The organism is Rhizobium sp. YAF28 (assembly GCF_052113285.1).
Lineage (GTDB): Bacteria > Pseudomonadota > Alphaproteobacteria > Rhizobiales > Rhizobiaceae > Rhizobium.
This window is the reverse complement of record NZ_JBFRCX010000015.1, coordinates 136,469-151,359: the sequence shown is the minus strand read 5'-3', so window position 1 is coordinate 151,359 and position 14,891 is coordinate 136,469. Positions and strand designations below refer to the sequence as shown.

11 protein-coding genes are annotated in these 14,891 nt (G+C 59.8%); 4 read left to right on the top strand and 7 right to left on the bottom strand.

Annotated features, from left to right (window positions below):
- The 6 genes from AB4Z13_RS28495 to AB4Z13_RS28470 all read right to left on the bottom strand — a co-directional run.
- On the bottom strand, positions 1–431 hold a 431-nt coding region (locus AB4Z13_RS28495; RefSeq protein WP_442207374.1), incomplete at its 3' end, for an ATP-binding cassette domain-containing protein.
- Positions 428–1,309 carry an ABC transporter permease gene (locus AB4Z13_RS28490; protein WP_113320408.1) on the bottom strand — a complete coding sequence of 294 codons (882 nt, stop codon included), beginning with the start codon at positions 1,307–1,309 and terminating at the stop codon, positions 428–430. The genes AB4Z13_RS28495 and AB4Z13_RS28490, both read right to left, overlap by 4 nt.
- Positions 1,309–2,244 (bottom strand): ABC transporter permease, encoded by a 936-nt coding sequence (locus AB4Z13_RS28485; protein WP_113320409.1) that lies wholly within the window; start codon positions 2,242–2,244, stop codon positions 1,309–1,311. The genes AB4Z13_RS28490 and AB4Z13_RS28485 overlap by 1 nt, the downstream gene beginning before the upstream one ends.
- 93 nt (positions 2,245–2,337) lie before the next feature.
- Positions 2,338–4,899 (bottom strand): hypothetical protein, encoded by a 2,562-nt coding sequence (locus AB4Z13_RS28480; RefSeq protein WP_442207373.1) that lies wholly within the window; start codon positions 4,897–4,899, stop codon positions 2,338–2,340.
- 205 nt (positions 4,900–5,104) lie between these two features.
- On the bottom strand, positions 5,105–6,724 hold the full coding sequence (locus AB4Z13_RS28475; protein WP_439018119.1) for an ABC transporter substrate-binding protein: 1,620 nt from the start codon (positions 6,722–6,724) through the stop codon (positions 5,105–5,107).
- Between the two features lie 222 nt (positions 6,725–6,946).
- Positions 6,947–8,041: a LacI family DNA-binding transcriptional regulator gene (locus AB4Z13_RS28470; RefSeq protein WP_442207372.1), complete on the bottom strand. Its 1,095-nt coding sequence runs from the start codon at positions 8,039–8,041 to the stop codon at positions 6,947–6,949.
- A 310-nt stretch (positions 8,042–8,351) separates the two neighbouring features.
- Between AB4Z13_RS28470 and AB4Z13_RS28465 the strand changes: the two genes are divergently transcribed.
- Positions 8,352–10,541, top strand: coding sequence for an alpha-amylase family protein (locus AB4Z13_RS28465; RefSeq protein ID WP_442207371.1), 2,190 nt, complete (start codon positions 8,352–8,354; stop codon positions 10,539–10,541).
- A gap of 60 nt (positions 10,542–10,601) precedes the next feature.
- Here the strand turns inward: AB4Z13_RS28465 and AB4Z13_RS28460 are convergent, their stop codons facing one another.
- The gene (locus AB4Z13_RS28460) at positions 10,602–11,414 is read right to left on the bottom strand and encodes an IclR family transcriptional regulator (RefSeq protein ID WP_442207370.1); all 813 of its coding nucleotides are present in this window, start codon (positions 11,412–11,414) and stop codon (positions 10,602–10,604) included.
- Between the two features lie 390 nt (positions 11,415–11,804).
- Between AB4Z13_RS28460 and AB4Z13_RS28455 the strand changes: the two genes are divergently transcribed.
- Genes AB4Z13_RS28455 through AB4Z13_RS28445 form a run of 3 tightly spaced genes read left to right on the top strand, consistent with a single transcriptional unit; the run spans position 11,805 to position 14,889 of the window.
- On the top strand, positions 11,805–13,112 hold the full coding sequence (locus AB4Z13_RS28455; protein ID WP_442207369.1) for an ABC transporter substrate-binding protein: 1,308 nt from the start codon (positions 11,805–11,807) through the stop codon (positions 13,110–13,112).
- On the top strand, positions 13,112–14,071 hold the full coding sequence (locus tag AB4Z13_RS28450; RefSeq protein WP_310382068.1) for a carbohydrate ABC transporter permease: 960 nt from the start codon (positions 13,112–13,114) through the stop codon (positions 14,069–14,071). Before AB4Z13_RS28455 ends, AB4Z13_RS28450 begins: the two co-directional genes overlap by 1 nt.
- Positions 14,068–14,889 (top strand): carbohydrate ABC transporter permease, encoded by an 822-nt coding sequence (locus AB4Z13_RS28445; RefSeq protein WP_439018124.1) that lies wholly within the window; start codon positions 14,068–14,070, stop codon positions 14,887–14,889. Before AB4Z13_RS28450 ends, AB4Z13_RS28445 begins: the two co-directional genes overlap by 4 nt.
- The last annotated feature ends 2 nt before the right edge of the window (positions 14,890–14,891 follow it).

The window sequence follows — 14,891 nt, the reverse complement described above, 5'->3', positions numbered from 1 at the left end:
TTGGGGATGCCGACAAGCTTCAGGAGTTCGATGATGCGGGCGCGGCGCTCTCCGCGGCTCATCTTCTCATGCAGCTTGATCGCCTCGCCGATCTGGTCGCCGATCGTCATGACCGGGTTCAGCGAGCTCATCGGCTCCTGAAAGATCATCGCGATGTCCCGGCCGCGGATCTCGGGCATGGCGCTTGCCGGCAGTTTCAGCAAATCATTGCCCTCGAAACTGATCTTGCCGCCGGAAATCCGACAGAGTTCCGGCACCAGCCGCATGATTGCAAGCGAGGTGACGGACTTACCGGAACCGGATTCGCCGACGATACCGACCGCTCCGCCAGCTTCGATTTCGAAGCTGACATCATCGACGACAACGATCGGGTTTGCCGGTGTTCCGAATTCCACCCGCAGATGCTCGACACTCAGCAAGGGCTGCTTCATTGGCTCGTCTCCGGATCCAGCACGTCGCGCACGGCGTCGCCGATCAGGTTGAAGGAGAGAACCACGAACGTAATCGCAATACCGGCGCCGATGATCGGCCAGGGTGAACCGAAGAGGTTGTTAAGACCGTCACGGATGATATTGCCCCAGCTTGGATTGGGCGGTTGCGTACCGATGCCGAGGAAGCTGAGCGAAGCCTCCAGGCGGATGGCGGAGGCGACCCAAAGCGTCATCAACACGACGATGGGGGCTGCAATGTTCGGAATGATGTGGCGTAAAATAATCGTCGGCGTGCGCACACCGACCGCGACCGCCGCTTCAACATAGGGCTCCTGCTTGACCGCCAGCGTCGAGGCGCGGGCCACACGGGCAAAGCCGGGGATGAAGGCGACCGTTATGACGGCGATAATATTCCAGAAGCCGCCACCGAGCACGGCGGCGATGATGATTGCGAGCAACAATTCCGGAAAGGCGAGCAACAGGTCGATGACGCGCGAGATGAGGCGGTCGGTGATGCCGCCGAAATAGCCGGCGGTGACGCCGAGCAGGGTGCCGAAAATCGCAGCCAGAACCGGCGATATGAAGCCGAAAATCAGCGAGTTGCGCGAGCCATAGATCATCCGCGACAGCACATCGCGGCCAAACTGATCGGTGCCGAGCCAATGGCCGGCTGACGGGTTCTGGTTGATCGTCAGAATGCTCTGTGCGAGCGGATCATAGGGTGCAAGCCATGGCGCAAAGGCGGCGACGAAGATGAAGATCGCGACCACCAGCAGCGCAAAACTGGTGGATATTCGCCCATAGAGGATGTGGCGGAACGCATCCGCCAGCCGGTGATCGTCAGCAATGACCTGGGGTGCCTGTTCGGTTGCGGCCATCACTTCACCCGGATTCTTGGATCGACGACGATGTAGACGAGATCCATCGCCAGATTGATCAGCACCACGAACATCGCAAAGACCACGACGCCCCCTTGAATGACACCATAGTCACGCTCGGAGATGGCGCTGATCAGCAGCTTGCCGATGCCGGGGCGGTTGAAGACGAGTTCGATCGCCACGGAACCTGACAGCGTCGCCAGCATGCTGAGGCCGAGCCCGGTCGTCAGCGGCAGAAGTGCATTGCGCAACCCGTGGCGATAAATGACGCGCGTTTCGCGCGCGCCCTTGGCGCGAGCGGTGCGCACATAATCGCGGCCCATCACCTCCAGCAGCGAGGTGCGGGTGAGGCGTCCGATGAAGGCCGCCTTGACCAGTGCCAATGTAAGCGCGGGTAGGAAGACATGGTGCATGCGGTCAATGAAACCGGTGCCGCCACCATTGATCGGGAACCAGCCGAGATTGAGCGCGAAGGTAATGAGCAGCAGCGCGCCGAGGTAAAAATCGGGAATGGCATAGCCGAACAGCGAAAAGCCGCGCATGGCCGAATCCGGCAGGCCGTTGCGATGCGTGGCTGCCCAGACACCAAAGGGTACACCGACGACAACGCCCATGATCATCGCAACGATCGTCAGCTCGATCGTGTAGGGAAGATTATAGACGATCAGTCCGAGGACCGGCTGGTCGGTCATGGCGGAACGGCCGAAATCAAGGCTGAGCGTGCCGATGACGAAGTTGATATATTGCTGCCATAGAGGAGCGTTCAGCCCCATCCGCTCGCGAAAGAGCTGGAGCTGTTCGGCCGTGGCATTGTCGCCCAGCGCCGCAATTGCTGGATCGCCCGGCAGAATGCGCATGGCAATGAAGACAAGTGTCAAAACCAGCAGGATGGTCGGAATAGCGTCCGCCAACCTGAGCAAGAGATACCGGGTCACAGATCCGTCTCCTCCCTGTCACCGCCAGAGCGGTCTCCTCCTTCGGCGCGGCCGGCGTTCCCGTCGGCGGACGCCCATGATGGTATGCACGGTTCAGTCCTGCAGCGCCGTGTAGTAAGGCTCGTTGGACAGGTTGTCCTCAAGACCTGGTGACAGCACGTTTCGCCCGCCCCTCCTCGAGCTGACGAAAAACTGCAGGTGAAACTTGGAGTCGGTGTAGTCGCCGGGAATGGTCGCGGCGAAGCCATCGCCATTCCGTGTCATCTTCGCCGAATTCCAGCGCTCGGCCTGATTGACATGACGATAGTGCAGCACCGGTTCCTCGTCCACCGTCTCATCGACATGCACCGTAAGCGCCTCGCCAGCTTTGAATGTTGCAGGTGCTGCGATACCCGCAGTGCTGGAGATCACCGGCTGGCGGGCCTTGAGCGCCTTGACGGCTGCAAGCATCTGCTCGTCCGGCTGCACCGATTCAAACTTGCCGGCGCCGCGCAGCGACTCCAGATCGAGAACTTCGGCCGCCATCTCCGGCAGGCGCGATTGCCACGAGCCGCGCAGCCAGGATTGCGGGCCGTAGGTCAAGTCGTCGTGATAGATATCGCGGGAGACATCGGCCGCCGCCTGCCAAGCCATGACGGAGCGCTTCGCGTGATCAATAACGGGCTCGATCAGCGTCGTGACCTTGGTGGCGATGAAAAGCTCCGCCCAGCATGCAGCCCGGAAGCGCTCCGCGAAGAAGCGGGCAATGCCGGCCGAGATCTGTATGTCGATCATGATGCGCTGGACGGCGGCGGAGCCGAAGCTTCCGGTCGCCTTCGCCCTTGTCAGAGCCGCCTCACAGCCTTCCGCCATCTCCTCCAGCCAGTCGGCCACATCAAGTGGTGTGTAGCGATGCGAGGGCTTGCCGGCGAGAAGCAGTTCGGCATATTCGCGCGCATTGGCAAAGAGCGATGAATCGAAGGTTGGTGCATTTCCGAAACGGACCGGCCCTTCCATGTCGAAGCCATAGGCGCGACGGCCTGAGCCTTCGACGAGTGCAAGGTTGGTGTAGACTTCCGGCCAGTAGTGATTGTTGGACGCTGAAGGGCCGTGTGCCAGGGTGATCAGGGGCAGCACGCGGCTTGCCCAGGAGAGCCCCTTCTCGCAGTCGGCGGCGGCATCGCCGCATTCATGTTCGAGATAGCGCATCCAGCTTTCGCGCGGTGCTTCCGGATAAAAGAGCAGTCGCCCCCAGACGCGGTATTGATACTCATATTTCTGCCAGTCGTAGCGCGTCGGCAGGCCGTGCTTCTGGTAGTTGAAGCGACCACCGGGAATGCCGGTACCCATACGGCCCTTGAAGCTCTGCGGCTCGCACCATTCAACGCCGTCGGAGCCGGCAAACATGGAGCTGCGGCCATAACCGGCGGCAAATTCCGGATCGCCCCAGAGCAGCACCCGCTGCGTCCCCGCCCAGATGCGGTAGATGACCTTGTAGTCCTTGTCCTTGGTCAGGAGGTCACCGTAGCTGTAGCGCAAGAACTTGCGGGAACCTTCGCTGAGCTGCTCGCGCTCGCTGCGCGCCACCTCTGGCGGGTACTCCTTGTTGCGGATAGCGGACTGGTGATAGGGCGGCCCCATATGTTCGGCGAGATATTTCGGCGAGGCGGCAAAGGGCATGCCGGACTCGCGGGCGATCTGCAACATGGTGTGATCGAGACCCTTGCCATGCATGTCGATCTCGACAGGACGGCCGGCGGCAGCAACACCCGCGAAAGCCTCTTTCCAGAACCCGTACTCGCCTTCCGCAATGCCGCCCTCGACATGGACGCGGAATGTCAGGCCGGTTATCTCGGGGACTTGCCGCAGCAATTCGGTGATCGCATCGCGACAGTAAGGTGCGAGATTATCATCAGTGACACCCGTGATCGTGTAGTTGGCACGTGGCACGTCGTCGAAATCGTAGCGCTGCGTCCAGAGCGCCAGCTGGAATTCCAGCCCGCGCTTGGCGGCCTCACGACCAATGAATTTCAGCATGTCCAGATTGGTTTCGCGCTCCTCGTCGGAGAGCTCGGTCACTTCGACGTCATAACCTGGCAGCTTCAGCAGGAACGGATAAGAGAAATAGAAATAGACGTCGGTGATCCACGGATTGTGGTAGGGATAGTTGTAGCCCATGCCAAGCGTCAGGGCGAAACGGTTGAACCGGTTCGATGCCAGCATGGTCAGATAATCGCGCCATTGCTGCTTGTCGTGGAACCAGACCTTGTCTTCTTCCTCGCTGCAGAAAAGCCGCGCCATGCTGCGGATGCGAGCTGACGGTTTTTCGGCAAGAGGAAACTTGCCTGCAAACAGATCTTCGCCATCGCTATAGCGCACGCGATCGGCGAGCTCGGTCAAAGCATAGACCATACCCCTTTCGTCATGCGCCCACACGGTAATCGTGTTGCCGTCGCGGATGAGAGCAAACGCCTCCTCGCTCCGCGCCATCGCCGCCGGCGCCTGTGGCGATCCAACCTCGGCCACCACGATCGAGATACCCTGCCCCGACGCCTTATCGGAGGACTTCGCACCCCGCCGCTTCAGGCGGCTGCGCAATTCGTCGATAGCCCATGCGACACTGCCCGAAAGCGGTGTGGATGGCAGGCTGAAGGATACGGTGTCGGCTTGCGCCATGTCTGACCTCGCAGGAATAAGACCAATATCAGCGCGCAGGGCGCAACGCTCTCCGCTCAACGCTGGGAACGATCATGATGTCGGAACGTGTTCGCGACTGGAGCATCGGACCGAAAATATGAAGCGGTTTTCGAACAATCCGATGCTTTAACAAAGACCTGGAGCGGCGGACGCGATTCGGTTTTTGTCCGCCGTTCTAAGGAAGTTAGGCCTTGATCTTGGCCTTGGTCAGCGGCCAATTCACATAGCCGGAAACCACATCGTAGCCGAGATCGACCTTTTCAGAACGGACGATCATGAAACCGTTGTTGGAAACGGGCAGAATGACCGCATCCTTGAGGGCCTTGATCTCGATTTCCTTGACGATCTCCAAGCGCTTGTTGAGATCCGGCTCGGCAAGCGCCTTGCCCAGGAGGTCGTCGATGCCTGGAACGGCAGCGCCATAATGGCTCATATTCGCCCCGCCATTGCCATCCGAGCGAACTTCAGCGCCCTTCGACAGATAGGTGACGATCACCTGCGTCGGCACCGGCGGCAGCGCAGACGACTGCTGCGACAGCGTGTTGGTGCCAATGTTCTGGTCGGCATGGAAGGCTGTATGATCCTTGATGTTCAGGTCCATATTGATGCCAACCTTGCGCAGCTGCGCCTGGATCATCAGCATGATGGCCGAAAAATCCTCGCGCTGCGACGTATCGTTCTTGAAGCTGAAGCCATCAGGGAACCCGGCTTCGGCAAGCAGCGACTTGGCTTTTTCAGGATCATACTTGTAGGCAACATCGGCCGGGATGTTTTCCGCCGTGAAGCCACCGGGATAGGAGGGTGGATTGAGCCCGTAAGTGCGTTTGCTGATCGGCGCGATCGCTGTGGTGATCTCGTCGCGGTCGATCGCATAGAAGAGCGCCTGACGCACACGCACATCGTCGAACGGCTTCTTCGTCACGTTGACCTGCATGGTGAAGAAGCTGCCGGGGCTGACGACGTCGAAGATCAGGTTCGGATCGCGTTGCGACATGGAAGCCGCCCAGCCGGGGGCACGAACGCCCTCAATCAGATGCACGTCGCCTGACAGCAGCGCCAGCGTACGCGCCGTCGTATCGGCGATATAGAGGCATTGCAGCTTGGGTGTCGCCGGCTGGACGTCCCAGTGTTCTGTATTGGCAACCAGCATGACGCCCTGCGACGGATCCGGATAGACAGTTTCCAGCACATAGGGGCCGGTTCCGATCGGATCGCGGCCGATCGGCTCCTCGCCCTTCTCCTCGACTGCCTTCTTGCTCATGACGGAGGCGTCGTAGTCGCTGAGAACGCCGAGCAGGAAGAGCGGATCCGGCTGCGCCAGCTTGAAGGTGACCGTGTAGGGATCGTCGGCCACGACCTCGCTGATATTGGTGAATTTCGGACGCACGCCACCGACGCGGACGGCATCGCGAATGCGGTCGAAGGTGAACTTGACGTCCGCGGACGTCATCTCGCCATAGCCCTTGTGGAACTTGACACCCTGACGGAGCTTCAGCGTCCAGGACTTCGAATCCGGCGTCGAGCTCCAGCTCGTTGCAAGGCGCGGTACGAGCTCGTCTATCGTTGCCGGGAACTTCCAGAGCGGCAGGTCGACGAGCTTGTCATAGACGTGGATAATCGCCCAATTGTCGACACCCTGGATCGACTTCGCAGGGTCGATGGTCCTGAGGCCGCGGGCAGCAAAAGCAATTTTCAATGTATCGGTGGCTTGCGCAAACGCGGCCGGCCCGAAGCTTGCCACAATACCGGCGCCGACAACGGCAGCCGCAGAATTTTCCATGAATTTACGTCGAGTAATCGCCATGCTCAGATCCTCCCTTATCGAGGCGCTGCATCCCGGTTGACGCTTAATTCCCGGTGTTTTTGTTATGAAGCGTCTTCTGGGTCGACGAGCAACGCAAAGGGGACGGTAGCGCTACCAGATACAGGCGTCAAGTTTGTTCGACGGCGGATTTATGGGCGTTTTGGAAAAGCTCTTATTCAAATTGCGACATATGCCGCAAGCGAAAGATCGGCGGTCTTGGCGTCAGTCGCCCGCCAGCCGGCGCCGCAGTTCCCCGCTGCGGTCGGTGCTGACACGTTTCTTGATTTTGAAGCCCAAGTCGACAATCCGGTCTCCGCTGTCGTCTCCGCTCAAGCGGCGACGGAGCGCCATAACGGCATTGTAACCGGATTCCCAGCGGGGGCTGCGCACACTGGTGATCGAAGGATAGGCCGCTTCCATAATGTCGAAATCGTTGAAGCCGGCGATGCCGAAATCCTCGGGCACGCGGATGCCGCGCTCCATGCATTCGAACAGCGCACCAAGCGCCATGACGTCATTGTTACAGAAGACAGCGTCCATATCCGGATTGGCGTCCAGAAGATCGGCCATCAGCTTGCGGCCCGTCGAGGGCGTTGCAAAGCGCGGCGTTTCCCAGCCCACACCTTCGGGAATATTGTCGCTCCTGTCGATCGGCGAAATATAGCTCGGATTATAGATGCCGGCTTCCGTCAGCGTGTCCTTCAGACCGGAATAACGGCCGAAGGAACGGCCATTCAGCCAGCCGCTCAGAAAACCGATATGCCGGTAGCCGGCCTCGATCAGGTGACGGGTTATCGCCCGGCCGGCCTCATAATGCGAAAAGCCGATGATCGTATCGATCGGTTTGTCCGTCAGGTCCATGATCTGGATGACTGGGCAACGAGCATCTTCCAGCATTTCGCGCGCGCGATCGCTCTGTTCCGTACCAGAGACGATCATGCCCGCCGGCTTCTGGCGCAGCATCTGTGCGATCAGTCGCTCCTCCTCTTCCGGCTGGTAGCGGGTATTGCCCATCTGGATCTGCAGCTCGGTGCCTTCGACACCGTCATAGACGCCGCGCAGAACGTCGGAGAAAATATTCTGGGTCAGCGAAGGAACGAGGACACCGATGACATCGGCCCTGACGGAGGCGAGTGCCCGGGCGCTGAGATTGGGAACGTAGTTCAGTTCCCTCACCGCCTTGTCGATATTCGCGCGCAGGGTGGCGGAAACCTGGCTCGGATCACGCAGCGCCCGCGACACCGTAATCGCCCCGACCCCGGCGAGACGCGCAACATCGGCAATCGTGGGACGACCATCGGTCCGTCGGCTTCGCAATCTTTTCTCCCCTCGCGGCATTTCGGAACAGCGCTGCCCTCCCTTGGAAGGTTTCTCAGGCATTACGCAAAACGAATATTTCAATTCCAAAAAGCAAGATCGGAGTCAACGCGGGCGTAATAGCTCAGCGCATTGTGGCGACGTTTGAGCGGCATAGCCACGATAATACAACCGAACATCTTCCGCAGCGGCCATCGCACACTTTGCCGGAGTTTTCCACATCGTGGAATTTCCGGGAAAAGTCGGCGACTAGGCGACGCTTTCATTTAGTTTGGCGATGCAAACCAACTGAACGAGGGTGGAAATTGTCATGGGATCGGAGCCTTGGTACCGCACAGCGTTGCGATGGGGACAGACCAATCTGGTCGAGATCGACCCGGTGCGTTACGACGACACGTGGTGGCGGGAGCACTGGCGTAGGACCCGTGTCCAAGGCGTCATCATCAATGCCGGCGGGATCGTCAGCTACTATCCGACGAAGTTCCCGCTGCATCACAAGGCGGCAACCCTCGGCGACCGCGACCTCTATGGCGAGATCGTCAGGGCTGCGCGCGAAGAAGGATTGAAGGTCATCGCGCGCATGGATTCAAACCGTGTCGCAGAGGATTTCTACCGCGCTCATCCGGACTGGATCTGCCTCGATATCGACGGCAAACCCTACCGGCAGGCGGACAAATATGTGACCTGCATCAACTCGCCCTATTACGGCGAATATCTGCCTGACATCATGCGCGAGATCATCGAGCGTACTATGCCAGACGGTTTTGCCGACAACAGCTGGGCCGGCATCCCGCGCAAGAACATCTGCTATTGCCGGCACTGCACCGAGCAGTTCTTCGCATGGTCGGGCGTAGACCTGCCCCGCCGCCATGACTGGGCCGACGAGAACTATCGCCGCTGGATCCAGTGGAACTATAAACGCCGCACCGATCTCTGGGAATTCAACAACAAGGTCACGACTGAGGTCGGCGGCAAGGACTGCTGCTGGATGGGCATGATCAGCGGCGACATCCTGAACAACGGCAACCGCTTCATCGATCTCAAGGAAATCCTTGCCCGCAGCCCGATCGTCATGCTCGACCACCAGCGCCGCAACCTGATCGACGGTTTCGAAGACAATACCGAAACCGGCAAACGGCTGCATGAGGTGGGGGGCTGGGACAAGCTCATTCCTGAGAGCACGCCGCAATACCAGCTTGGCTCGCCGGCTTTCCGCCTCGCCAGCATGCCGCCCGCCGAAGTGCGTCTCTGGTCCTCCTCCGGCTTTGCCGGCGGCATCCAGCCCTGGTGGCACCATATCGGCTCACTGCATGAGGACCGCCGTCAGTACAAGACGGCTGAGCCGATCTTCAAATGGCATGAGGCGAACCAGGATATTCTGATCAACCGGCAGCCGCAGGCCGATGTCGGCGTCGTCTGGTCGCAGAACAACCACGACTATCACGGCCGCGACAAGGCAAACGACCGCACGATGAACCCCTATCGGGGCACAGTGCGGGCGCTCGACCGCGCCGGCATCACCTATCTGCCCGTCAATGCCGACGATATCGAGAAGGCGGCGGGACGCTTCAGCGTGCTCATCCTTCCGAACCTCGCCGCCATGTCGGACGAGCAGGTAGCCGCTATCGAGGCCTTCGCGGCCCACGGCGGTTCGGTGATCGCTTCGTCAGAAGCGAGCCTCTACAGCCAGCATGGCGACCGCCGGACGGACTTCGCTCTTGGCAAGCTCTTCGGTGTCCATCGCAGGAACGGAACGCATGGCGACTTCGAGGCCGTTAATCCCGACATCGAAACCAGCGCGCGCCACACCTATTTGCGCCTCTTGCCGGAGCTGCGCGCCGGTGTGCACGGCCCCTCCGACAAGACGGCACCGAAAGCTGACGGAAGCCGCCATCCGGTGCTGGCCGGTCTGGAGGGGACCGACACCCTACCCTTCGGCGGCTACCTGCCGGTCGTTAGCGTCGATGATGACGTCAAGGTGCTGGCGACCTTCATTCCGGATTTTCCGATTTATCCGCCGGAAACCTCCTGGATGCGGCAACCCTATTCGGATGTGCCCGCCATCACTGTCCGCGAGAACGGCAAGGGCAAATTCGTCTGGTTCGTCGCCGATCTCGACCGTTGTTATGCCCGTGACGACCAGTTCGAGCACGCACGCCTGATTACCAATGCCGCGCGCTGGATGCTTGGCGATCACTCGCTGCTCAGGCTGGAAGGCACGCATGGCCTCATCACCGCTGCGCTCTATCAGCAGGATAAACGGCAGATTGTTCACCTCAACAACCGCGTTCTGATCTCCCGCGTGCCGGGCCGCCAGAACGAACTCCTACCGATCGGTCCGGTGACGTTGCGTCTGCGCAAGCCGGCCGGCAAGACTGCTTCCGACGCGAGCCTCAGAGTTGCGGGAAAGACAGTGAAGATCATCGACGAGGGCAGCGAAATCGCCATCGATGTCGGCGCAATCCTCGACCACGAGGTGATCATCGTCGACTGGTCCTGATCGGATAAAAAACCGCCGGTTCGAAAGAGCCGGCGGTCCATTCGAGCAGGGTGTTTCGCGTCAGCTCGCAATGGCGTTGACAGGCGGCATCTCCCCGCTGAGAGCCGCCGTCAACTGCGCAGAAGTCTCAGCGAGCAGGCGCCCGAGCACCGGAATCCGCTGCGGCGTTATCCGCGATGCGATGCTCGACAGTGATATGGCGCAGATCGCCTCGCCGTGATGGTCATAGACAGCAGAGGCCACGCAACGCAGGCCGGAAACCAGCTCCTCATCATCGATAGCATAACCGTCTGTCCGGATTTTTTCGAGATCGGCGCGAAGCGCCGATTGTCTGGTGAGCGTATTGGCCGTAAAGCGCCGGCTTCCCTCGCGCAACAGGATCGTCTCCAGATCTTCCTGCGAATAGGTTGCCAGGATCGCCTTGCCCATGGCTGAGGCCGTCATTGGCACCCTGCTGCCGACCCGGGTGACGCTGCGGGTGATATCGCGGCTCTCAACTCGATCGACGCAGACCACCTCGCCGTCCTGAACGAAGCCGAGATTAGCAGTTTCGCGCGTCTGGTCGCGCAAGCGCCTGAGATAGGGGAGCGCGGTCGCAACAAGGTTGCTCTGACGGGTGAACACGGAACCGATGGCAAAGGCCTGCCGGCCGATATGCCACATGCGATCATTCGGATTGTACTGGATGAATTGCCACTGCTCCAGCGTCGTCAGAATGCGATGGACCGTCGATGGCGCCAGACCCGTACGGGTGGCGAGATCGACCAGACGGTTGCCGTCCTCGTCCATTCCCATCGCTTCGAGCAGCATCATGGCGCGGTCGATCGATTGAACGCTCCCGTGAAGACTTTTCTCCTCCACACGCTCTCCCATGCGTCTCCTCCATTGCAATTATTCAGCATCTCCCGGCGCCGTCGACGCTTATGGTAACGCTACCATATGTAAGCGTCAACACTGGAAAGATGAATGCATCGACCGAAAAATGATTGTTCACGAGATCGTGCGCCACGCCAGGCCAGGTCGGGCAACGCCACCGCAATCCTGCGGAGACGACCCGGATTCCTAGCCCCTTTTGCGAACACCTCGCTTGAGAAAGCCATGTTTAAATCATCATACATGCCTGAATTTATGCTTATGCTATAATGGCTTAAGCGCATGTCGTTTATTTATCGATAAAAACACTTGTTCGAGGCAAAATAGATGATAACGTTTCAACTAAATTGAATGCCGGATGGCAGCAGTCAACGTTTGGGAGGACTTGACGTGACCAACAGCAGTAAATTTATGCCTGAAATCCGCCGCCGCACGCTGCTCGCAGGAGCAGGCAGCACCGCCTTGCTGGCCATATCAGGTGCAGCACGGGCTCAGGATCCAGTCAGCGGCGAACTCGTCGTTCTGAACTGGCTCGGCGGCTCCGAACTCGACATGATGCATTCGATCCAGAAGGCCTTTCTGGCGAAATATCCAAATGTCACGATCCGCGAAGTCGCCATCACCGGCCAAGGTGACATGCGTGGCGGCATCCGCACCGCGTTGATGGGCGGCGAGGTCGTCGACGTGCTCTTCAACACATGGCCGGCCTTCCGCAAAGAACTCGCCGATGCCGGCATGCTCCGGCCGATTGACGACCCGTGGAAATCCTTCGGTTGGGACAAGCTCATCAGCCAGTCGTGGAAGGATCTCGGATCTATCGGCGACAAGACCTACGGTCTGACTTACACCTTCGGTGATCGCTCCGGCATCTGGTACAAGAAGGAGCATCTCGCCAAGGCCGGTATTGCCGAACCGCCGAAGACCTGGGACGAGTTTGTCGCCTCCTTCGCAAAGCTCACCAAGGCCGGCTACGCGGCCCCGGTCGCGATCCCCGGCAAATACTGGGCACACGCCGAATGGTTCGAAACTCTGTTGCTCAGAACCGCAGGCGTCGAGACGGCGACGAAGCTTGGCGCTCATGAAATTCCTTGGACCGATCCCGCTGTGAAGACGGCGCTGACAAAATACGCCGAGATGCTGACTGCCGGCTGCTGCGGCGCGGCGAACATCATGCTTGCCAATGACTGGGACGGTGAGGCCGACCAAGTCTTCCAGGCCAACGCCAAGAATTATCTGCTGATCGGCATGTGGATGAACAATCGTGCCAAGAACGACTACAAGCTGGTCGAAGGCAAGGATTACGGTCTCTTCCAGTTCCCGTCTCTCGGCATGGGCCATGACGATACATCGAGCGTCGACGCCAAGGAACTGCTGGTGACGACGAATGGCCCCAATCCGAAGGCTGCAGACGCCTTCCTCGATTTCTGGACGAGTGCCGAGGCCGCCAACATTCTCGCCAAGGCCGGTTATGCTTCGCCAAGCAGCAACGTCGATACTTCGCTCTATGGCGAAGTACAGAAAGTGGCGACGCAGGCCGTTGCGAGTTCGAAGCTGCAATTCGTGCTCGGTGACCTGCTGCCCGGCGATCTCGTCGACGAGTATCGCGTGCAGCTGCAGAAATTCCTGCAGGATCCGTCGGGCGCCAATATCGACACGGTTCTTGCGGCTATCGAAACCAAGGCCCAGGGTTCCTACTGATGGCTAGCACCTCCGCTTCCCCGGTGCGGGAAGCGGCGGGCGTGATGCAGGGTTCTCCGCTGGCGGCTGGCATTAAAAGCCGTCGGCGTCTGCTCAGGGACACGCCCGCCGCACTGATCCTGATTGCGCCGGTTCTCGTGTTGTTCGCGATTGCCGTGATCTACCCGCTGGTGGAGACGATCCGGCTGAGCTTCTGGGATATCCAGGGGCTGAGAAAGCCTGTTTTCATCGGCTTCGGAAACTACGCGCGGCTGTTTGCCGACGCGGCATTTCGCAACACGCTGCTGACGACCTTGATCTTCACCATCGGAACGACTGTCATCTCAGTGGCGATCGGCTGGATTCTGGCAATGCTGTGCGCTTTTGCGCCGCAGCAAACCCTGCCCTTCCGCGTGATGATCTTCGCGGCCTTCGGCATTTCGGAAGCGGTTTCCGGCTATATGTGGATCGGCATTTACAGGGCGGATGCCGGCGGCCTGCTCAATTCGCTGATCCAACTCCTGGGCTTTCCGGGCTTTGCGCATGCCTGGTTGGGGGATGCCAACACGGCCCTCTGGGCGCTGATCATCGCGGCCTCCTGGAGCGGCGTCGGCCTGCCCCTCATGCTGATCTTTGCGGCCATCCAGGCGATCCCGAAATCTGTGCTCGAAGCCGCCTATATGGATGGCGCCAAGCCGGTCTCGACCATGCGGCATATCATGATGCCGCTGTCGATGCCGGGCGTGCGCGTCGCCGTCTTCATCAACCTGCTCACGGCACTACGCGCCTTCGACATCATCTATATCCTGACCGGCGGCGGCCCCGTGCGCTCGACGGAAACCGTCGGCTACTTCATGTACCGGGAATCCATGACCCAGTTCAAACTGGGCTATGGGGCGGCCGCGACCGTCATCCTGCTGCTGGCGGTCCTTATCATTTCCATCCCGGCCATCATCCAGCGAACGGCAGGTGCGAAATGATCGGCAAGGCTCCTCGCTGGATTATCGTCGTCGTCGGAATCGTCGCCTTCATCTGGGTGATCCCGATCATGGGCATTGTCGTCACCTCTTTCCGCCCGCCCGAGGGTGTCTCGCTGGGTTGGTGGCGCTTCGATCATTTCGATCTCACGCTCGATGCCTGGCGCCGCGTCTGGGACAAATATCCGCTCGCAGACTCCATGTGGGTGACGATGAAGACGGCCGGCATCGCGACGGCGCTCACCATGCTGCTGACACCGGCTGCAGCCTATGCCTTCCACTTCCTGACATTCCCATTCCGCCGGGTGCTGCTGATCGTCATCATCAATGCATTCGTGCTGCCGCAGCAGGTCGTCATCATTCCGCTCTTCACGCTTTGGCGCGATATGGGGCTGATCGACAACATGCTGTCGGTGCTTATCCCCTATGTCGGGTTATCCTTCGCTTGGTCGATCTTCCTCGTCAAAAACTTCTTCGAGGATTTCCCGCGTGAGCTGGTGGAGGCCGCCAAGATCGACGGTTGCGGGCCGCTGGCGACCTTCCGCCATGTGGTGTTGCCGAATAGCCTTTCGCCGATCTTCGCCGTCGGCATCCTGCAGTTCCTCTGGACATGGAACGCCCTGCTGCTGCCCATGCTCTTCCTGCGCAGCGATGTGCCCCTTCCCGTGCTGCTTGCCCGCATTTCCGGCAGCTACGAGATCAACTGGGACCTGAGATCGGTGGCGGCCATCATCACCACCCTCGTTCCCCTGCTCGTCTTCCTCATTTTCCAACGTCAGTTCGCCGCCGGATCGCAGACACGCACCGGCGCAAAGGAATAGAA